General features: G+C 64.1%; 22 protein-coding genes. 6 read left to right on the top strand and 16 right to left on the bottom strand.

Translation table 11 applies throughout. From position 1 onward, the window contains the following. Positions 1-67 precede the first annotated feature (67 nt). The gene (locus tag AC5Y4N_RS17835; protein WP_499908214.1) at positions 68-589 is read right to left on the bottom strand and encodes a hypothetical protein; all 522 of its coding nucleotides are present in this window, start codon (positions 587-589) and stop codon (positions 68-70) included. 111 nt (positions 590-700) lie between these two features. After that, positions 701-1108, bottom strand: coding sequence for a hypothetical protein (locus tag AC5Y4N_RS17830; RefSeq protein ID WP_499908212.1), 408 nt, complete (start codon positions 1106-1108; stop codon positions 701-703). Positions 1109-1341: 233 nt separating this feature from the next. Here AC5Y4N_RS17830 and AC5Y4N_RS17825 point away from each other — a divergent pair, with 233 nt between their 5' ends. Continuing rightward, positions 1342-1812, top strand: a complete 471-nt coding sequence (locus AC5Y4N_RS17825) for a DIP1984 family protein (RefSeq protein WP_499908697.1) — start codon at positions 1342-1344, stop codon at positions 1810-1812. Between the two features lie 320 nt (positions 1813-2132). On the opposite strand, the gene AC5Y4N_RS17820 is transcribed toward AC5Y4N_RS17825, so the two are convergent. Beyond that, a complete protein-coding gene (locus tag AC5Y4N_RS17820; protein ID WP_499908210.1) occupies positions 2133-3050 on the bottom strand; it encodes a class I SAM-dependent methyltransferase in 918 nt (305 codons plus the stop codon). A 499-nt stretch (positions 3051-3549) separates the two neighbouring features. Continuing rightward, positions 3550-4041, bottom strand: coding sequence for a MarR family winged helix-turn-helix transcriptional regulator (locus tag AC5Y4N_RS17815; protein WP_499908208.1), 492 nt, complete (start codon positions 4039-4041; stop codon positions 3550-3552). A 100-nt stretch (positions 4042-4141) separates the two neighbouring features. On the opposite strand from AC5Y4N_RS17815, the gene AC5Y4N_RS17810 reads away from it, so the two are divergent. From AC5Y4N_RS17810 to AC5Y4N_RS17800, 3 genes are all read left to right on the top strand, one after another. Further along, complete coding sequence (locus tag AC5Y4N_RS17810) at positions 4142-4780, top strand: TetR/AcrR family transcriptional regulator (protein WP_499913895.1); 639 nt, start codon at positions 4142-4144, stop codon at positions 4778-4780. 460 nt (positions 4781-5240) lie between these two features. Further along, positions 5241-6182, top strand: coding sequence for an NADP-dependent oxidoreductase (locus AC5Y4N_RS17805; RefSeq protein ID WP_499908206.1), 942 nt, complete (start codon positions 5241-5243; stop codon positions 6180-6182). A 37-nt stretch (positions 6183-6219) separates the two neighbouring features. After that, entirely contained in the window at positions 6220-7185 is a 966-nt protein-coding gene (locus AC5Y4N_RS17800; protein ID WP_499908204.1) for an NmrA family NAD(P)-binding protein, read from the top strand. Between the two features lie 177 nt (positions 7186-7362). On the opposite strand, the gene AC5Y4N_RS17795 is transcribed toward AC5Y4N_RS17800, so the two are convergent. The 3 genes from AC5Y4N_RS17795 to AC5Y4N_RS17785 all read right to left on the bottom strand — a co-directional run bounded on the left by AC5Y4N_RS17795 (position 7363) and on the right by AC5Y4N_RS17785 (position 9333). After that, positions 7363-7662 carry a type II toxin-antitoxin system RelE/ParE family toxin gene (locus AC5Y4N_RS17795; protein ID WP_499908200.1) on the bottom strand — a complete coding sequence of 100 codons (300 nt, stop codon included), beginning with the start codon at positions 7660-7662 and terminating at the stop codon, positions 7363-7365. Next, on the bottom strand, positions 7659-7910 hold the full coding sequence (locus AC5Y4N_RS17790; RefSeq protein ID WP_499908198.1) for a type II toxin-antitoxin system ParD family antitoxin: 252 nt from the start codon (positions 7908-7910) through the stop codon (positions 7659-7661). The genes AC5Y4N_RS17795 and AC5Y4N_RS17790 overlap by 4 nt, the downstream gene beginning before the upstream one ends. Before the next feature lie 487 nt (positions 7911-8397). Then, complete coding sequence (locus AC5Y4N_RS17785; RefSeq protein ID WP_499913893.1) at positions 8398-9333, bottom strand: aldo/keto reductase; 936 nt, start codon at positions 9331-9333, stop codon at positions 8398-8400. Between the two features lie 452 nt (positions 9334-9785). On the opposite strand from AC5Y4N_RS17785, the gene AC5Y4N_RS17780 reads away from it, so the two are divergent. Further along, positions 9786-10784 (top strand): glycoside hydrolase family 6 protein, encoded by a 999-nt coding sequence (locus tag AC5Y4N_RS17780; RefSeq protein ID WP_499908194.1) that lies wholly within the window; start codon positions 9786-9788, stop codon positions 10782-10784. Positions 10785-10865: 81 nt separating this feature from the next. Here AC5Y4N_RS17780 and AC5Y4N_RS17775 read toward each other — a convergent pair whose 3' ends face one another. Then, complete coding sequence (locus AC5Y4N_RS17775; RefSeq protein WP_499908191.1) at positions 10866-11546, bottom strand: response regulator transcription factor; 681 nt, start codon at positions 11544-11546, stop codon at positions 10866-10868. Between the two features lie 127 nt (positions 11547-11673). Between AC5Y4N_RS17775 and AC5Y4N_RS17770 the strand changes: the two genes are divergently transcribed. Next, positions 11674-11829, top strand: coding sequence for a DUF6131 family protein (locus AC5Y4N_RS17770; protein WP_499908189.1), 156 nt, complete (start codon positions 11674-11676; stop codon positions 11827-11829). A 17-nt stretch (positions 11830-11846) separates the two neighbouring features. On the opposite strand, the gene AC5Y4N_RS17765 is transcribed toward AC5Y4N_RS17770, so the two are convergent. From AC5Y4N_RS17765 to AC5Y4N_RS17730, 8 genes are all read right to left on the bottom strand, one after another. Then, positions 11847-12668 (bottom strand): acyl-CoA thioesterase domain-containing protein, encoded by an 822-nt coding sequence (locus AC5Y4N_RS17765; RefSeq protein ID WP_499908186.1) that lies wholly within the window; start codon positions 12666-12668, stop codon positions 11847-11849. Positions 12669-12698: 30 nt separating this feature from the next. Next, positions 12699-13058 carry a DUF3253 domain-containing protein gene (locus AC5Y4N_RS17760; RefSeq protein ID WP_499908185.1) on the bottom strand — a complete coding sequence of 120 codons (360 nt, stop codon included), beginning with the start codon at positions 13056-13058 and terminating at the stop codon, positions 12699-12701. After that, entirely contained in the window at positions 13055-13252 is a 198-nt protein-coding gene (locus tag AC5Y4N_RS17755; RefSeq protein ID WP_499940536.1) for a hypothetical protein, read from the bottom strand. Before AC5Y4N_RS17755 ends, AC5Y4N_RS17760 begins: the two co-directional genes overlap by 4 nt. A gap of 167 nt (positions 13253-13419) precedes the next feature. Continuing rightward, positions 13420-14895, bottom strand: a complete 1476-nt coding sequence (locus AC5Y4N_RS17750) for an FAD-dependent monooxygenase (protein ID WP_499908693.1) — start codon at positions 14893-14895, stop codon at positions 13420-13422. A gap of 148 nt (positions 14896-15043) precedes the next feature. After that, positions 15044-17431, bottom strand: coding sequence for an ATP-binding cassette domain-containing protein (locus tag AC5Y4N_RS17745; RefSeq protein WP_499908183.1), 2388 nt, complete (start codon positions 17429-17431; stop codon positions 15044-15046). Between the two features lie 15 nt (positions 17432-17446). Next, positions 17447-17857: a VOC family protein gene (locus tag AC5Y4N_RS17740; protein ID WP_499908182.1), complete on the bottom strand. Its 411-nt coding sequence runs from the start codon at positions 17855-17857 to the stop codon at positions 17447-17449. Between the two features lie 5 nt (positions 17858-17862). Next, entirely contained in the window at positions 17863-18321 is a 459-nt protein-coding gene (locus AC5Y4N_RS17735; protein WP_499908181.1) for a helix-turn-helix transcriptional regulator, read from the bottom strand. An 18-nt stretch (positions 18322-18339) separates the two neighbouring features. Beyond that, on the bottom strand, positions 18340-19371 hold the full coding sequence (locus tag AC5Y4N_RS17730; protein WP_499908180.1) for a histone deacetylase family protein: 1032 nt from the start codon (positions 19369-19371) through the stop codon (positions 18340-18342). Between the last annotated feature and the right edge of the window lie 24 nt (positions 19372-19395).

Genomic DNA, 19395 nt, shown 5'->3' with positions numbered 1-19395 from the left:
AGCCGGACCCCTCCTGTCGTCGGCGACAGTCGGAGTCCGGCTTCGTGCTCGGTCTGAAGCTGCCGAGTTATCCGGCGCCAGCGCACCAGCCGCTGATGCAGACGTTGGCGCCGCCCGGGCCGGCGTTCGCGTCGGCACCCGGCACACTCGCATTGGCGCCTTCAGGACCGGCGCTCACTTCGGAACCCGGGGCGTTGGCGTTCACGCCACCCGGCCCAGCACTCGCATCGGCACCCGGCACACTCGCATTGGCACCGTCAGGACCGGCGCTCACTTCGGAACCCGGCGCGTTGGCGTTCACGCCACCCGGCCCAGCACTCGCATCGGCACCCGGCACGTCGGCGTTGGCGCCAGCGGGTCCGGCATTAGCGTTCGCACCAGGCACATTCGCGTTCACCCCGGGTCCGCAGGGGACGCCCGCGGCGTCATTGCAGCCAGGTGGATCCAGAACGAAGCTGCTGGTGGCCAGGCCCGAGGTAGTGATCGCTGGATCAGCCCAGGCGACGGCCGCCATGGGCATGCCGGCAACCGCGGTGACGGCGGCGCCGGCGACGAACATCCGCGTAACTGACGTTTTCTTTGCTGACATGCGGTTCGGGTAACCCAGGGAACAACGGCTGAAACCGAACAGCGCCATTTTCTCGCCGTTTCCGAAAAATCCGCAATGAGATCGACGCGTGTCGGAGAGTTTCGTTTCTCATCAATAAGACTGACAGGCGTTGGATCTGTCGAGCCACTGTTGCGCATTCGCTTCGTACTCGGCGGCGAGTTCGCGATCACGTCGTGCGGCGCTGCGGTGCACTTCAGCAACGTGTATGTGCGAGATGAACTCTAGGTGATTGACAGCGTTTTCGGCGGCGACATCATGCGCACGCGCCGCAGACTCATGGGCGTTCGCCGATCGCTCGAGCTGCCGGGCTGCTGCCAAGTGCGCTGCCGCTGCATGCCGCCGGGCCTCTTTCAACTGCTGACGCGCCGCTTTCGCATCGCTGGCATCGACGTGCCGGGTGGCTAGTTCATGGCGCAATTGGCGTAGTTGCTCAAGGCGTTGTTGGGCCGCCTCGATTCTCATCTTCACCCGGAGCCGCTGCGCCTCCCAGTCCGTCATCCGGTCCTCCCTGTGTCAAGCGGAGCGCCCGATAGCCCACAGCAAACACTACGATACTTTTCTCGAGTATCACGCCGCGAAAAGAGCAAATGTGGTCGGGCCGAAGGAAAGCCAGGCGGGCGGCAGAGGACCACTGGCTGGAATTGCGTTTGCTGACTGCCTCGGTCTCGATGATCATGGTTCCGCCCACGAGAAATCGGGTCACACGACTGCCACGTGAAGGGATGAAGGTTGTGAAGTTGGCGGAGGCGTTGTCGCTGCGGGCGAATGCGGTGCGCCGTATCGAACAGTTGCGCGCACGAATTGTGGGAAGCGCGCGTTATCAAGAGGGCGAAGAACCGGCCGAGGATGCGGCGGCCTTACTCGCCGAAGTCGATGGCGTGCTGAACGAGTACGAAACGCTGATCCGGCGAATCAACCGCACGAACGCGGCCACGACGATAGGGGAGGACGAAACGCTGACCGACGCGTTGGCTCGCCGGGACGCGCTGCGTTGGCGTCACCATGTTCTCAACGCAGCCGCGGACGCGGCCTCCGGCAACAATCAGCAGGGTTATTCGCGGCAGTTGCGGTCAGAGTTGAAGATGCTGTCGGCGTTGCCGGTTGCCGAGTTGCGGGCCCAAGCCGATCAGGTGGCCCGGGAACTTCGTGAACTGGACGTGCGGATTCAACGCTCGAACTGGGAGGTGGATCTACTGGATTGAGCATGCGAGGTCGCAGCAGGTAGTCGTCGCGGAGGCGTGCACAAGCCTCTGACCGGCGGGCCAAGCCGGTCTTCAGGTGCACGGAGGGCAGTGCAGAGGGTTCAACTCCCTCGTCACACCGCAGCCCCGCATCGCGCACAGGTGACAGAGCACGACACACAGCACATCACCACGTGCAGATCCGCGAAGACGAGGGCGGGCACGGGGCACGCACCTCGCGGCAGTCAAGGATGGTCATGACGTCTTGCCAGAACTCTTCTCGAAGCTGCTAAGCCTCTGTGTGCGGATCGGTGGTAGGGGCGTGTCGGAACCCACCGCCATCAGTTCACGGCTGGGCCATCGGGCTTCTCGCCCTTGACCGCTCTGACAAGTGAATTGGAGCGAATCATTTGAGCGGCTTCCGATTCGGGTCCTGGCAAGGCACGGCCGGCCTGCTGCAACAACTCACTGAGCGGTGTGGTAATAGCCTTCCATCCCCGCGCACCGAACCACTGCTCGGCGGGTGCACACTGCTCGTTGTAGATCAAGGTGAAGAAGGTTCCGTCCTCGCCAGCGGCTCGCTCGGCGGCCTTGGCTGCTTCGAATGCCTGCTCGGGCATCGGCTCGCCTTCTTCGACCGCGACATAGCTGCCTGGGGCGGACGACGCGTCCACGCCCGCGAAAAGCCGCTCCTGCGCAGTCGCGGGTAGGTAGATCAGCAATCCCTCAGCCAAGAACGCTGACGGTGCAGAAGCGTCGAAGCCGTTGGCACGCAATGCGTTCGGCCAGTCTCGGCGCAAGTCCACCGCAACCTCGCGTCGCTCGGCGTTCGGTGATGCACCGAGCTCGGCGAGCACCTCACGTTTGAAATCCAGCACCGGCGGCTGATCCAATTCGAAGATCACTGTCCCTTCCGGCCAGCTCAACCGGTAAGCCCGCGAGTCCAAGCCGGCCGCGAGAATCACCACCTGCCGCGCCCCGTCGGCGGCCGCTTCGGCGAGATAGCGATCGAAGTAGCGGGTCCGCGCGGCCTGAAAGTCGATGAAGTGCCTGCCGAACTCGCTGTGCAACTTACTGTCGCCGCGGCCGTCGACAACATCGGCCCAATGGCCGCCCACCGCCCGGCAGAACACTTCGGCGTATGGGTCCACGGCGAGCGGATGGTCCTTCTTGGCCTCCAAAGCCCTTGCCGCGGCGACGAAAAGCGCTGTCGAACCCACGCTTGTGGTGATATCCCAGGTGTCGTCGTCGGTGCGCATGCTCCGAGGGTACCGGTGACCGGCATCAACCAGATTGAGCACAAATCGATTCGGGTCGGCCGCGCGATGACCGCGCACGAAGCGCTGCGAGCCGTCGCAAACACTAGGGGAGTAGCGGAGCTGCTGGTCTCGCTTGCCGCATCGCTGCCCATGAAAAAGTTGGGTAGATGGGCTCTCCCGGTGAAGCCGTATTCACTAACCCCTTGACAGATCAACCCCACGCGATCACCGGGTGGTGCGTCAGAACCGGGGCCTAGTAGGAGCACCCCTCCGTCAGAGTAGGTGCCGAGAACGAGGACCTCTGAGCGCACCGGACCTATTTGGCGCGGCGAAGATTCGCGGCGCCGAAGAACATTCGATTAAGCAGTTCATCGCGGGAGTAGTTCGTGTTCTGCCCCGAAGACCGCTTCAGTCTGATTTAGGGACGAAAATCACTATGCAGCTTCCACGCGAGACGCCGTGCTCCCGGGGAATTCATCGACTGCGATCACACGGTTCGTCATGCGCTGGCGCGGCTCTTTCGCGCTGCGACGGAGCGAGGAGGGCGAGAACGCATGTGGTCGCGGGTTTTCTCCATCATGAGTCCCAGAGTGTGCACGTCGCTGGGATCGAGAGCGTCGAACAGTAGCTTGCGTACCACCTTGATGTGGCCGGGTAGAACCTTGGCGACTAGGGCGCGTCCCTTTTCGGTGATATCGACGACTGTCGCGCGTTGGTCGTCTGGCGATGTCGCTCGGGTGATGAGGCCCTCATCCTCGAGCAGCTTGGCCTGATGGGTGAGCCCAGATCGGCTGTACACCACACCGTCGGCCAACGAGGTCATGGTCAACGGATGCTCCGCGTGGGCGAGTTTGGCCAAGATTTCGAACTGCACGTAGCTGAGCTTGCCGTCGGCTTGCAACTGCTCTCGCACCGCATACTGAAGAAGGCTCACTGTCTCCATGAGAGCGAAGTAGGCCCGCAACTCGGCGGCGTCGAGGGCGTCGGGCATGTAGCCAGCATAGTGCTTCAACCTCGAAGCGTCTGTTGGTGGCCGAGGCGCGTGCAGCGACAGGGCGGTCGGACTCGAACGAACGCTCGGCGGGGCAAGAATGGGGCACCGCGGGCACGCTTTGACCTCAGAAGTCCTGGCCGTCGCACTACGCTTGCTCGAAATGGCGTCCACTCAGCCTCCTCGCAAGCTCCGAAAGGATGCTGCGCAGAACGCTGAACGGGTCATCGCTGCGGCGATTCGCGCGGGCTTGGCGGAGGGAAGATTTGTGCCCCTCGAGCAAATCGCGGCCGATGCTGGTGTGGGTATCGGGACGCTCTACCGCAGGTACCCCAACCGCGAGGCGCTCCTCGAAGCGATGGCAGTACGCGCCTACCGCTTGATTCTCGCCGAGGCGAAAGACGCGTTGGCGCATGGCGAAACAGGGCATGATGCCATCGCCCGCTTCCTGCGCCAAACGTTCGCCCATCGCGACGAGCTGGTTCTTCCCTTGCACGGCGCACCGATGACCGAGGACACCGAATCGGCGGAACTCCGCCAACAGATGCATCAGACGATGGGCGCGATTGTTGCGCGTGGCCATCGCGACGGCAGCGTACGGCTGGACGTGACCGCAGGTGCCGTCGTTCGGTTCGGGGCCATGCTGGCCCGCCCTATGTCGAATGTGCCGGACTGGCCGGCCGCGGCGGCCGAACAGCGGTTGATCTTCCTGCGTGGCATCGCCGCTGCAAGTGACTGACAGCTGGCGCCGCGTTGTCGCACGTCGGAGAATCAAAGAACCATGTGCATTAGCTTCGTCCGCGGCGTTGTAGTGGAGGAAATCCTCCGCTACTAGTAGGGTGAGCGCATGCAGCTCCATGCCTCGCAATCGGAGGCATATGTCGCGGCGACGCGGCCGCACAATTCGTCGACTTCGACCGCTGACGCGGTGGATCCGGCGGCCCGCATCCGACGATCACGGCTGCTGGGATGAGTCTTTCGGGCGCCGGGCCGCGCCTGCACGCATCGACAGTTCCGCTCGGCGTTGCCGATCGGGAGCGCGACCCACATGCCCGTCCGACAGCGCAACTCCTGATCGCCGCAGCGGCCCGGTACGGCCGGTTTCCGGCACGCCACTGATCCCGGGAATTGCTTCGATATAGAAGCGGTTAAACGGATGTCAATTGCTTCGGATTCGAAGCATTAACCAAGGAGGAAACATGAAGGCTGTCCGATACCACCGCTATGGCGACAGCGGCGTACTCGAATACGAGGATGCCCCGCGCCCGGTGCCGGGCCCCCAGCAGGTGCTCGTGAAGGTTGCCGCCACCTCGTTCAACCCGGTGGACGCTGGTATCCGCGGCGGCTATCTGGCCGAGGTGTACACGATCAGCTTCCCGCACATACCCGGTGTCGACCTGGCCGGGACGATCGCCGAGATCGGTGAGGGCGTACAGGGCTGGAATGTGGGTGATGCCGTGGTCGCGTTCCTTCCGCTGGATGCCGACGGCGCCGCCGCGGAGTACGCGATCGCCCCAGCCGAATCGTTGGCAGCCGCCCCGACGTCAATCGACCTCGCCGACGCCGCCGCCCTGCCCGAAGCGGGGTTGACAGCCTGGCAGGCCCTCTTCGAGGTAGCCGGCCTCACCAGCGGCCAATCGGTGTTCATCAACGGCGCCTCGGGCGCGGTGGGTGGTTACGCGATTCAACTGGCCAAGCAGGCCGGGGCCGTCGTCACGGCCACCGCCAAACAACGCGATGCCGACCGGCTGCGCGGCTACGGTGCCGACCGGATCGTGGACTACATCGACTACACGCAATCCCCGGTCTCGGTCGAGGGCGCACCCTTCGACGTCCTCCTCAACCTGGTTCCCACCACCGACGAACAGACCAACGCCCTGATCGGCGTCCTCGCCGACGGCGGTTTCCACGTCGGCACCATGGTCTTCGGGCCGCAGAACCCAGAGCGCAACGTCCGGTCGCAGCGGGTCTTCGTGCGCAGCGACGCCGCTCAACTGGCCGAGCTGGTGCGCCGCGTCGACGACGGACAGTTGCGCATCGAGGTCACCCACCGCCGCCCGCTCGCGCAGGCCGCGGCCGTGCACGACGAATCCGATGCCGGCCGCCTGCACGGCAAGACCATCCTCGTGCCCGGCCAGTAGCCGTAATCATCGACCCCTCAACAGATTGGGAGTAATGATGTCCGAGCAGAAACTGATCGCCGTCGTCGGAGGCACCGGATCGCAGGGCGGTGGCCTCGTCCGAGCCATCCTCGACGACCCCGCACAGCAATATCGCCTGCGCGTCCTCACTCGCAGCGCCAGGTCCGCGAAAGCGCGCGACTTGGCGGCCGCAGGCGCCGAGGTTGTCGAGGCCGATCTCGATAACGGGGCGAGCGTGCGAGCAGCGTTCGACGGCGCCGAGGGCGCATTCGTCGTCACCAACTATTGGGCTGAACGCACCGCCGAAGAGGACGCCGCACGGACCAGGGCCGACATGGAACTTCAGCAGGCCGACAACGCCGCGCTGGCAGCCAAGCAGGCCGGCGTGAAGCACGTCATTTGGTCGACGCTGGAAGACACGCGCGACGTCTTGGGCGCCGACGACCAAGTGCCGACCGTCGAGGGGCGCTACAAGGTGCCACACTTCGACGCCAAGGCCGAGGCGGATGCCTTGTTCCGCGAGTACGACGTCCCGACGACCTTCCTGCGCACGACGTTCTTCTTCGAGAGCTTCGCCGGCGGCGTCGGCCCGACGCGGACCGGTGACGGCACGCTGGAACTCAGCCTCCCGATGGCTGACCAACCGCTGTCGGGCATCGCCGTCGCCGACATCGGTAAAACCGCGTTGGGCATTTTCAAGCGCGGCGCAGAGTTGATCGGCCAGACGGTGAGCATCGCCGGTGATCACCTGACCGGTGAACAATACGCGTCGGCGTTCAGCGACGCCTTCGGCGAACCGGTCATCTACCGACCCATGAGTTGGGAACAGTTCCGTGCGCTGGGGTTTCCAGGGGCCGTCGAGATGGCCAACATGTTCCAGTACTACGCGCAGAACTCGGCCCGCTTCGTCGGCGATCGAGATCTAGCTGCGGTGCGCCGACTCAATCCAGCGCTGCAGTCGTTCCGCGATTGGCTCGCCCACGCCGGTCTCCAACGCCCGTAGTTAGGCCGGCCATGGCACGGCGACTTCCTATTGCCGCAACCCATCGATGACGCGTTTAGCGTATGGCGTGCGCGTGAGTTGAAGGTTGAAGGTGGCACGAGCGCAGCGCTGCTCGCGCAGCAGGGCGCGCAACGTCGTGTCGAGCGCATACGACGGTGTGGTCATGGCGCCCGCGCGTCAGTCGAGGTGCCGGTCGACATCCATGCGTTTGTGGAGGATGCGCACCACGTCGACGAGACCTCCGCCGGCGCCAACTCGGTAATAAAGCGTGTGTGATCCCGCCGTATGCCGTCGGTAGCCGGCCCGAACCTCGTCGCAGGACTTTCCAATTAGCGGGTTGTCCGCCACAAGCTCAATCGCATGCTGAATCACCCGCACGTACGCTTCGGCCTGATCGTCATTCCACCGTTCGCAGGTGTAGTCCCAGATCTGCTCCAGATCAGCCTGGGCAGCAGGGGACAGGACATATCGGCTCACCGTCCGCGAGGTTCTCTGGCGCGCTTCCGCGACACAAACTCATCGAACTCGAACGGCGTCGACGCGCCGCTATTTTCACCAGCTACCAGTGCCTCACGGAGGGCATTTAGATGGGTCTCGCGTTCCTCGAGCAGCCGCAGCGCAGCGCGTACGACGTCGCTCGCCGAGCGGTATCGTCCTGATGCGACCTCGTCTTCGATAAACGCATTGAAGTGCTCATCCAGGCTGAACGAGGTGTTCCTACCCATACGACAAATGTACCAACTATTGGTATTGGAGGCTTGGCTATCGTAGGCAACCCTGGAACGGTGATGTCGCGAGGGGGTGGTCCTCCCACCGGCCGACTTGGACCGTCATCGCCAGCTGGGAACGGCCCAAGCTCGTCGAACTCGAGCATCTGAGCCTCGACCATCCAGCCGTTGTCGCGGCAGCCAGGCGTCTCAACCGCCCTCTATAGACATTTTGGCTCCGGAAGGGATCTGCGACCTACCTGACGCCACCACGGGCTTACCGGCGTATTCATCATCGTCGTCAGCGAACGAAAAACGTTGCACTGCACGGTAATACGACGAACCATACCGGTAATCCGCCATATTCGATCCCGCCGTATTCCCTCGTCGCAAGGGACATCACACAATCAAACTTGCCGCAGCATGTCGCAAATGAAATGGGTTCAGGCGCCGCAGTGGAGAAGCGTTGAACGGTCGCCGGTTCCCCTCGGGTATGTGGTCGCATTCAGTCCTGGCGGTGCGGCGGCGAGGTGGTCGGGTGTGCGGGGATCGCGTCGAGCGCGGCGAGGGCCTTTTCATCGAGGGTGATCGCTCCGGCAGCGAGGTTTTCCTCGAGGTGGCTTGCGCTGGCGGTTCCGGGGATGAGTAGGGTCTGGGGGCTGTGGTGCAGCAACCAGGCAAGCCCGACCTGTGCCGCGGTGCATCCCAGGCGCTCGGCGACGGCGAGTACGGCCGCCTCGTCAGTGACCTTCGCCATACCCGGCATCGCGCCGCCCAAGGGGAAGTAGGGCACCCAGGCGATCTGCTCTGCCTCGCAGAGGTGGAGCAGGTCCTCGTCGTCGCGGGCCACGAGGCTATAGAGGTTCTGCACACACACGATGCCTGCGGGCAAGGCGCGACGCAGTGTGTCCAGGGACACGCTGCTGAGCCCGATCGCCCCGATCTTGCCTTGGTCGCGTAGCGCGATCAGCTCGGCGATCTGGTCGCCGATGTCGACCGCCTGGTCGCCGGGGTAAGGAATCGTCATCCCAGTGTCCATGCGGCGCAGGTTGACCACCGGGATCTGCTCCAGGCCGAGTGAGGCAAGATTGTTCTCGACTTGGGCCCGCAGTTCCTCGGGGCGCTGGGCCACCTTCAGCGGAAATGGACCGCCGGGGTCGGAGACAGCGCCGACCTTGCTGGCGACCACGACATCGTACTGGGATCGCAATGCCTCACGAATGAGGCCGTTGACGAAGCCGTCGCCGTAGAACTGGGCGGTGTCCACGTGGTCTACGCCGAGGTCGAACGCTCGGCACAGCAGGGCGACAGCTGCGGCGGGCTCGTCGTGCAGCCGTTCCAGCTGCATCGCGCCGTAACCGACGCGTGAGACCATACGTACGGCCAGCTGACCGGTGCCACCGGGGCGCGGAATCTTATTGAAGGCATTTCCCGATGTCATGGTTACCTATTCTCTCTGAGACCGGACAGGTCGGTCAGGGTAGGCGTGATTCATCCGATGAAAACGCCGAGGTTAACTTGACATAATGTGGCTTATCGGCGTTTATCCGAGCTGCATTGAAGGCACCGACTACGGCCGACCACCATGAAAGACCAGCACAACAACGGAAAGTCGCAAAGGTAACGCAGGCCTCGCCGTCACGGTCAGCACCGCTGGTGCCCATTGGAGCCGCGACAAGTCGTTTCCTTCGCGAGCCTCGCCGACCCGACTGCGCGCTCTAGCGCCGTACCGCCTTCATACGTCACTGTGACGAATTTGCATGCGCGTGGCCGATCTCAGTGAGCCGGCACTTGATGCGTTCACACCACCGCACGTTGCGTCGGCGCCCGTGGCGAAACTTGGCGTCCTATTCCGATTGGCGCCCACGGCCGTTGTCCCACTAGTTTTCGGAGGTGCTTTCTTCAGTTGCTCGTGCCGCAGCGCAGCGGATCGTCCCATTGCTGGCAGCTGCGGCTGTCGCCGTCGGCCTTTGCGGACATCCCGATGGCCCCACTCCGGCGCTGCGTCTAGCCGCCGATGAGGTGAACCCTCTGGCCGCGCTGCCGCTGTACGTCGACCCCAACTCGGCGGCCATGGCCGCGGCGCACAACGCCAATCCGCCGAGCCCCGAACTGACCGCCATCGCAACCACGCCGCAGGCCTACTGGATCGACCAAGCCGTCCCTCGTGCTGCTATCAGCAGATACATCAATGGGGCGCAGGCCGCCGGCAGCATGCCCGTTCTGGCCGTCTATGCGCTTCCCCATCGCGACTGCGGGAGCTTCGCAGCCGGCGGCTTCGCGACGGCCGCCGACTACAAGGCGTGGATCGACGGTCTCGCCACCGACTTGGGCTCATCGCCCGCCACGATCATTCTCGAACCCGACGCGCTCGACATGGCCGACTGCCTGTCCGCCGACCAGCGCCAGGAACGCTTCGACTTGATCCGCTACGCCGTCGACACATTGACCAAGGATCCAGCTGCGGCCGTGTACATCGACGCTGGCCACTCGCGCTGGCTGAGCGCCGAGGAGATCTCTGCACGGCTCAATCAGGTGGGCATCGACCACGCGCGCGGTTTCAGTCTCAATACCTCGAACTTCTACACCACCGACGAGGAAATCGGTTACGGCGAAGCGATTTCGGGGCTCACCAATGGCGCGCACTACGTCATCGACACGTCGCGCAACGGCGCCGGGCCGGCACCTGAGGGCCCGCTGAACTGGTGCAACCCCAGCGGCCGAGCACTCGGCGCCCAGCCGACGACCGCCACCGCGGGCCCACATGCCGACGCCTACCTGTGGATCAAACGTCCCGGTGATTCCGACGGATCATGTGGACGCGGCGAACCAGCACCGGGCCACTTCATGACCCAATACGCGATCGATCTGGCTCGCAACGGCAGCCGATAGCAAGCGGCCAGCAACTGCGCTGAATCACGAACGACGCAGGCCCGCAACAAATTTCGCCCGCCCCAAGCCGATCGCAGCGACCTAGTGATGGCTGTCGCCGGCCTGCCGCCATCGTCGAATGCGGTGGTGATCGGGCATGAAGCCGTGGTCGACACCCCACAGCACGGCCTGAGTTCGACTGCCGACGTCGATCTTGCGGTAGATGTTGCGGATGTAGGACTTGACGGTGTTGGGACTCAGATAGGTCAGTGCGGCGACCTCGGCGTTGCTTTTGCCTTGCGTGATCAGCGCGAGTATCTCGGCCTCCCGGTCACTGAGCCCCTCGTGCCGCCCGGGCCAGTCCAAACCGGCCGCGCGAGGCGCCCGCGCGGGCGGATCACTTATCACGATTTTGCCGGCGTGCACCGCCTCGAGGGCCGCGACCAAATCACCGGCCGACAGCGTCTTCGACAGGTAACCGTGAGCCCCTTGCGCGCGCGCGTTGTCGATCAGGTCTGGCTGAAAGTTCCAGGTGTACACCACCACTCGGCGCGCCCGAGGATTGCCAACCAACACACCGACCTCTTCCTGATCGGACTCCGGCTGGGCGAACGAGTCGTAAAGGGCGATATCGACCACGCCGTCGACGTTCTCTTGTGAGTCCAATTCGGTGACGACGACGCGGTCACGGTAGGGCTCGAGCATGTTGGCCACGCCCATGACGACGACGTCGTAATCGTCGACGACAGCCACGGTGATCGGCTCTTTCCGATCGGCCCCCACGCCGCCGACATTACCTCCCTAGGGGTGTACCGCGGACCGGCTCAGCGCTGGTCTCCTGGTCTCATGCCGGTCGTTCACCGGTAGCCCAAGCGCCGAGCATCGGCGCGGACGGAAAGGGGCAACAGCCATGATCATTCTCGGAATCATTTTGCTCATCGCCGGCTTGCTGCTGAAACTGTCGATTCTGTGGACCATCGGCATCATCGTCTTGGTCATCGGCCTGATCCTGGCCGCGATGGGCGCAATGGGCCGGGCGGTTGGCGGTCGGCGGCATTATTTCTAGCGGCTGGTCCCGCTCGGTCATTCGTAGTCGATGCCCTTCATCGTGAACGACCGCGACGAGAAGTCGATCTGCGCCGCCGGATTGGCGACCGCCGTGGTCATACCTGAACCGAATGCACCTTCGCGGTCGAACAACGTCGCGGTGCCCACCGCGATGCCGTCGGCGGCCCAGTGTGAATCACCCTGAACGCCGATCCACTCGTCGAGGGGCAACCGCGCCAGTGCGACGGTCAGGTCGCCGTTGATGTATCCGATGCCTTGTGTACCAAGGTTGGTCACCAGGCTTGTCGCTTCGGCGAGCATCACGGCACGCACAAAGGGTGAGACGCTCTCGCCCGCGACGACGTGGATTCCCTTGTTGTAGAAGCGCTTTCGCGAGGCGTTCTGATGTGCCGCTGGAGACCGGGTCCATCCCGCCTCGTCACTACCGACGAACGGCAATGTCTCGCCGTCGATCGGCGGGGGCGTCGGGAAGGCCGTCGGCGCAATCCACTGGCGACCGGGTGGAGCAGACGAGCACCGATAGGACACGAGCGTCGCCTTGGCCACCAAGCGGCCGTCCTGCTGAAGCAACGCATCGGCGGCCCGCACCCGGCGGCCGTCTCGTACGATTTGGACGTCGACGGTGGTCGACGAATTGCGCGCTGCCCTGAACAAGTCCGCCGTCAACCGTGTCGGCATGAATTCCGGCGACCCGCATCGGCGTTCCAACGCCCGCGCCAGTAGCCCGACGACGGCCGGCCCGTTGAGATGGTCATCGCCCCAATGACTTTGTGCGAACTGTGTCGGCATGAAGGTGCCGTTTCCTGTTGAGGTGAAATACGCAGGCTCCGTCGACATCTGCGCATCCTCGCATACGGTGTGCTGCCACTAGTCAGCTGTCGCGGCCCTGATACGGATGGGTCCGCGCCATGCCGTGCTCGGATCAAGCACGTTGCCGCGCTGCAGGAGTTCGACGGCACCCGACTGCGCAAGCGTCACGGCGATCCGGCGCGTCTCCGCCATCAAGTCGCGCCACGCTTCGCCGCCCACCGCCCGAGCCGCGTCCGACGGACATGTCGTACCGTCGGGTGCGCGATGACGTGCGAGCGCAAGGATGGCCGCCCTCAGCCGCTCTTCGACCGAACCTGCATCGAGGGCGCGTCGAGCTTCGTCAGCCGCGACACCACGCCCGGCGGCCGCACGCTCCAGCTCTCTGCGGACCGAAGACTCGCCCATTTGAGTTGTCACGCGTCGGCAAGAAACACCGACGGACTCATTGGCGGCGAAACCGCGGCGAACGAATACCGCATGACGCGAGCCTGCCCTTCGAACTGAATTTCAGTGTCCGACAAGTTCGTAATCTCGAGCTGATAGCCCGACGTGTAGGCCGGATTCTGATCCGAACCGGGCGCGTACTCCAGTTCGGAGCCTGATACGAGCATCATCGACCTCCGTTGATCGTTGCTTCAGTGTAGATTTCCCGACGCGGGACGGGCTCGATCCGACTCATCTCGTCACCATCGCCACAACGGCGAACGGGTCGCCGCCCGGCCTATCGGTCAGGAACGAATAACCTTTGATTACACGGCCTTTCGGCCCACCGATCGCGCTACCGCGCATTCGGCGGACCGAACCACCTGGCGAGCGCCGCCGGTAGGCCGCTGTCACCGACGCCTCCTACCCACGCGACATACCCGTCGGGGCGGATCAACACGGCCGCGGGAGCAGTCACGTGGCCAAGTGCGGGCAGCTCCCAGACGCCAGAGTATTGCGCGTCGACCGATTGGACCCGATCGGCCCAACCCGTGATGTCGAATCCGCCCCCGTCGCCGAAATCAATCAGCACCGGCTTTGCCGTGTGCAGGAGGCTGTATACCGGCACCGGGCCGTCGGCAGTGACGATGTCGAGGTCGGGCATGCGCCGACCGAGTAATGGATGTCCGTCACCGAGATCGTATAAAATGTCCAACCCAGACATCATGGCGCCAAAGCGCTTTCGCGGCTCCTCCATGGCGAGGAGCTCAGCGACGTTGTCACGCAACGCGGTTGTGCGTTCGTCACCGCGCAGCAACAACATTTGCGCCACCGTGGTGCGCAGCACGCGTGCGGCGACCGGGTGCCGCTCGGCGTGGTAGGTGTCCAAAAGACCATCGGGCGATAAGCGTTTCACCACTTGGGCGAGCTTCCATCCGAGATTCATCGCATCCTGCACACCGGTGTTGAGTCCTTGGCCACCCACCGGAGGATGCACATGTGCGGCGTCTCCGGCCAACAACACTCGCTTGTCCCGATACGCCGCTGCTTGTCGCGCCATGTCGGTGAACCTCGAGATGAACACGGGGCTGTGGACGCCGTAATCGGTGCCGTACACGCCGACAAGCGCCTCGCTGAGTTCACGCAGCGTCGGTTCGCCCGCCGGCCCGAGGCGCCGTTCGGTCACCATGACCCGAACCCGATTCTCCTCCTCGGTTCTGGCGAGGCCGTGAACGCCGATCTCGTCATGCCGAATCCCCCACTCCGGCTCCCCTTGGTCCAACGCCATCTCGACTTCGGCGATCAGGTGGCTGGTCGTCGGATCCCAACCGGTGAATTCGATGCCGGCGGCCTTGCGGACCACGCTGCGGCCACCATCGCACCCGACCAGATACTCTGCCCGTAGCGACTGCCCACCGGAGAGCTCGACGTCCACGCCGGTGTCGTCCTGCCGAAAACCTGTCACCTCATGCCCCCGATAGATCGGCACGGAGAATTCTTCGACCCAGTCGGCCAGAACGCGCTCAATGTGCTTCTGCCACAGCGCAAGCCCGTAGGGGTGCCGGGTGGGGAAGTCGCTGATGTCCAGGCGTATCTGGGCGTAACCGGCCACCTGCGCCACTTGCCCCTGCGCAAGGAACCGCTCAGCGATCCCGCGTTGGTCGAAGACTTCGATAGTGCGCGAATGCAGTCCTCCTGCCCGCATGCCGACCAGGCTCTGCTGGTCGCGTCGCTCGACGATCGCGACGTCGATACCGGCCAATGCCAGTTCGCCGGCCAAGGTCAGACCGGTCGGGCCCCCGCCTGCGACCACTACCGCATGACTGGACAACAATCCCATTCTTCGCTCCCCCATCTCCGCGACTGTTGGCATAGGGCAGCGATTCTGCGGCATGACCCGGGTCTTGCGGCAAGACCCGGGGTGCGCTATAGGTTGAGAGTGGGAGGGGCCGCTCCGCCCGGTTGAGGTTGCAGACGCATCAGTTCGCCCCGACGTAGGCTGCCAGGTGTTCGCCGGTGAGCGTGGATCGCGCAGCGACCAGTTCCGCCGGCGTGCCCTCGAAGACGATTCGTCCGCCGTCATGTCCGGCGCCCGGACCTAAGTCGATGAGCCAATCCGCATGAGCCATCACCGCCTGGTGGTGCTCGATGACGATCACTGATTTTCCCGCGTCGACAAGCCCGTCGAGCAAACCGAGGAGCTGCTCCACGTCAGCGGGGTGCAATCCGGTGGTTGGCTCGTCGAGGATATAGATGCTTGCGTCGCCGGCCATCTGGGCGGCGAGCTTCAGCCGTTGGCGTTCCCCGCCGGACAGCGTCGTCAATGGCTGGCCCAAGCTCAGGTAGCCGAGTCCGACGCTGTCCAAGCGCTCGAGGACGCGCTGTGCGGCAGGCAGTTTCACGTCGGCGGAACTGAAGAAGGTGAGGGCTTGAGCTACCGACATGTCGAGCACTTCGCTGATGTCTCGACCGCCGAGTTTGTACTCGAGCACCGCTGCGCCGAACCGCCTGCCTTCACACTCTTCACATGTGACGGCGACGCCGGCCATCATCGCCAAGTCGGTGTAGATAACGCCTGCACCATTGCAGTTGGGGCACGCGCCTTGGGAGTTGGGGCTGAACAAAGCGGGCTTGACGCCGTTGGCCTTGGCGAACGCCGTCCGGATGCGGTCGAGAAGCCCCGTGTACGTGGCGGGATTGCTGCGGCGTGAACCGCGAATCGGAGCCTGGTCGACCGTGATGACGCCATCCCGCCCGGCCACCGACCCGTCGACGAGTGAGCTCTTGCCCGAGCCGGCCACCCCCGTGACGACGACGAGCACGCCGAGCGGGATGTCGACGTCGACGTCACGCAGATTGTGAGTGTTACCACCGCGAATCATCAGAGCGCCCTTGGGTTCTCGCACTGAGCCCTTGAGCTTCGCCATGTCATGGAGGTGCCGTCCGGTAAGGGTGCCGCTAGACCGCAGCCCGTCGACCGTCCCCGCGAACACCACCTGACCGCCGACGGCGCCCGCCCCGGGTCCGAGATCCACAACGTGGTCGGCGATCGCGATGGTCTGCGGCTCGTGCTCCACGACAAGGACCGTGTTGCCCTTGTCGCGCAGCCGCAGTAGCAGTTCGTTCATGCGGTGAATGTCGTGGGGGTGCAGTCCTGCGGTGGGCTCGTCGAAGACATAGGTGACGTCGCTGAGCGAAGACCCGAGTTGGCGAATCATCTTGACGCGCTGCGCTTCTCCGCCGGAAAGCGTGCCCGAAGGCCGATCGAGGGAGAGGTAACCCAGTCCGATCTCCACAAAACCCGCGAGGGTGTCCTTCAACGCCGTCAGCAGAGGTTCCACGGAGGCGTCGTCGACGCCCTTCACCCATTCGAGGGTGTCGGTGATCTGCATCGCGCTGACTTCCGCGATGTTTTTGCCCTTGATTTTCGACGACCGGGCGAGCTCGGACAGCCGCGTGCCGTGGCAGTCCGGACAGATGCTGAAGGTGACCGCTCGTTCGACAAAGGCGCGAATGTGCGGCTGCATCGCCTCGATGTCCTTAGAAAGGAACGACTTCTGGATTCGCGGTATCAAACCCTCGTAGGTCACGTTGACCCCGTCGACCTTGATTCTGGTCGGCTCCTTGTAGAGAAGGTCGCGCATTTCTTTCTTGCTGAATTTACGAATCGGCTTGTCCGGGTCGAAGAATCCGCAACCTCTGAAGATCCGGCCGTACCAGCCATCCATGCTGAAGCCGGGTATCGTCAGCGCACCTTCGTTGAGCGACTTGGTGTCGTCGTACAGCGCGGACAGGTCGAAATCGGTGATCGAGCCGCGGCCCTCGCACCGGGGACACATGCCACCCGTGACAGAGAAGCTGCGCCTCTCTCTCACGGTTCGTCCGCCTCGGTCGATCGACACCGCGCCGGCTCCGCTGATGGAAGCGACGTTGAACGAAAATGCTTGCGGTGAGCCGATATGCGGCCGTCCGAGCCGACTGAACAAGATGCGCAGCATCGCGTAGGCGTCGGTGGCAGTACCGACCGTCGATCTCGGATCGGAGCCCATCCGGTCCTGGTCGACCACGATCGCGGCAGTCAGGCCGTCAAGCACGTCGACGTCGGGCCGCGCCAGCGTCGGCATGAACCCCTGCACGAAGGCGCTGTAGGTTTCGTTGATCAGCCGCTGTGACTCTGCGGCAATCGTGTCGAACACCAACGAGCTCTTACCCGAGCCAGATACCCCGGTGAACACAGTCAGCCTGCGCTTGGGTAGTTCGATGCTGACGTCTCTCAAATTGTTCTCCCGCGCGCCTATTACGCGGATTACGTCGTGGCTGTCGGCCTCTTGCTTTGCTGGTGCTGTCGACTTCGCGTTCGTCGTCATGGTCGGTTGAATCGGTCAGCGAACTTCCTGGATGCGGATCATGTTGCCCGCCGGGTCACGCAGGGCGCAGTCACGCACCCCGTACGGTTGTTCCGCCGGCTCTTGGACCACTTCTGCGTCGCTGCCTTGCACCTGTTCGAATGTGGCGTCGAGGTCCTTGGTCGCCAACAGCAGCGTGCCGAAGGTGCCCTTGGCCATCATCTCGTGGATGACCCTCCGCTCGTCGTCGGTGAGGCCAGGGGTGGCGTCCGGCGGATACAGGACGATCGAGGTCTCGGGCTGATTCGGCGGCCCGACAGTGATCCATCGCATCGCGCCGGCGCCCACGTCGAGGCGAACTTCGAAGCCGAGGGTGTCACGGTAGAACGCTAGAGACTCCTCCGGATCGTCGTGCGGAAGGAAGCTGGAGTGAATGGTGATGTCCATGGCGCTCAGGCTAAGTGCAGACCGACCGCGGGTGCTTCTCGATTCCTGATCGGTTTGGTCACCTGCTTTTCCACACATGACGGCATCCCCTGCGTCATACGTGCTGTCCGTTCCCGGTAGACGCTGGGCGGCATCCCGACAAGCTCGGTAAAGCGGCTGCTGAATGTGCCCAGAGATGAGCAGCCGACGGCGAAACACACTTCGGTGACCGACATGTCGCCGCGACGAAGCAGTGCCATCGCCCGTTCGATGCGCCGCGTCATCAGGTACGAGTACGGCGACTCCCCGTAGGCCGACTTGAACTGGCGCGACAAGTGCCCGGCAGACATGTTCACACCGCGCGCAAGTGCGTCCACGTCGAGCGGCATCGCGTATTCGCGGTCAATTCGATCGCGCACGCGGCGAAGTAATTTCAGGTCGCGGAGGCGCTGCTGAGAAGCGGAACCGTTGCCCACCTGCGACATGGTGCCATGCCGATCCGCTTAGAGTCGGTGCAGCTGTTCGAGTCGCGCGAGCATGGCCTCGATGTCCGGCTCGGAACGACCGTCGGCCGGGATCTCGGACGGGTGGGCCGACGGTTCACCGAGCAGTAGTCGGGCCACATCGGCCACGCCGAACCGCAGGGCGTCGAGGTCGTAGCCTCCTTCGAGCAAGAAAACGATCCTGCCGTCGCAGAACCGCTGTGCCATGCGAATCACTTCGCCGGCGAGATGCGAATAGCCGTTCAGCGTCAGCCGCATTCCGGCCAGCGGGTCGTTCCAATACGCGTCGAAACCCAAGGACACCAGCAGGAGCTGCGGCTGAAAGCGCTCGGCGGCCGGCCAGATGATGCGCTCGAATGCGTTGGCATAGTTGACATCACCGCTGCCAGCGGGTAGCGGAATGTTGACGGTGAAGCCTTCGCCGCGGCCGGTACCGGTGTCGGTCGCCGCACCGGTCGCCGGATAGAACGGATACTGGTGGGTCGAGATGTAGAGCACCGTGGGGTCGTCGTAGAACATCGCTTCGGTGCCGTTGCCGTGGTGCACGTCGTAGTCGACGATCAGGATGCGTTCGATCCCGAATCGGCGTTGGGCGTATCGCGCCGCGATTGCTGCGTTGCCCAGGAGGCAGAAGCCCATGGCACGCCCGGGCATCGCGTGATGGCCCGGCGGCCGGATCGCCGCCAGACTGTTGTGCGCCATCCCGCTGAGTACCGCGTCGACGGCCCCGACCGCACCGCCGGCTGACAGCAGCGCGATCGTCAGAGCATCGGGGCCCGCGTACGTGTCCGGATCGAGAAAAGTTGTGCGCGGCGTCGCGCTGATGCGCTGCAGCAGTTGGAGATACGCGGCGGTGTGCACCGCGAGCACCAGCTCGGTGTCGACGGGCCGGGGCTCGATGGCTTGCATACGCGCGGCCAGCCCGGCTTCGTCCAGCCCTCGCCAAATCGCGCGGATGCGCTCGGCGTTCTCGGGATGCCCCGGGTGATCGTGCTCGGCGTAGCGCGGATGAGTCGCATAGATCGTGGTCATGGCGTCGTCGGAAGCCTACGTCGC

The organism is Mycobacterium sp. NGS19, assembly GCF_059813155.1.
This window is presented reverse-complemented; position numbering and strand designations above follow the sequence as displayed.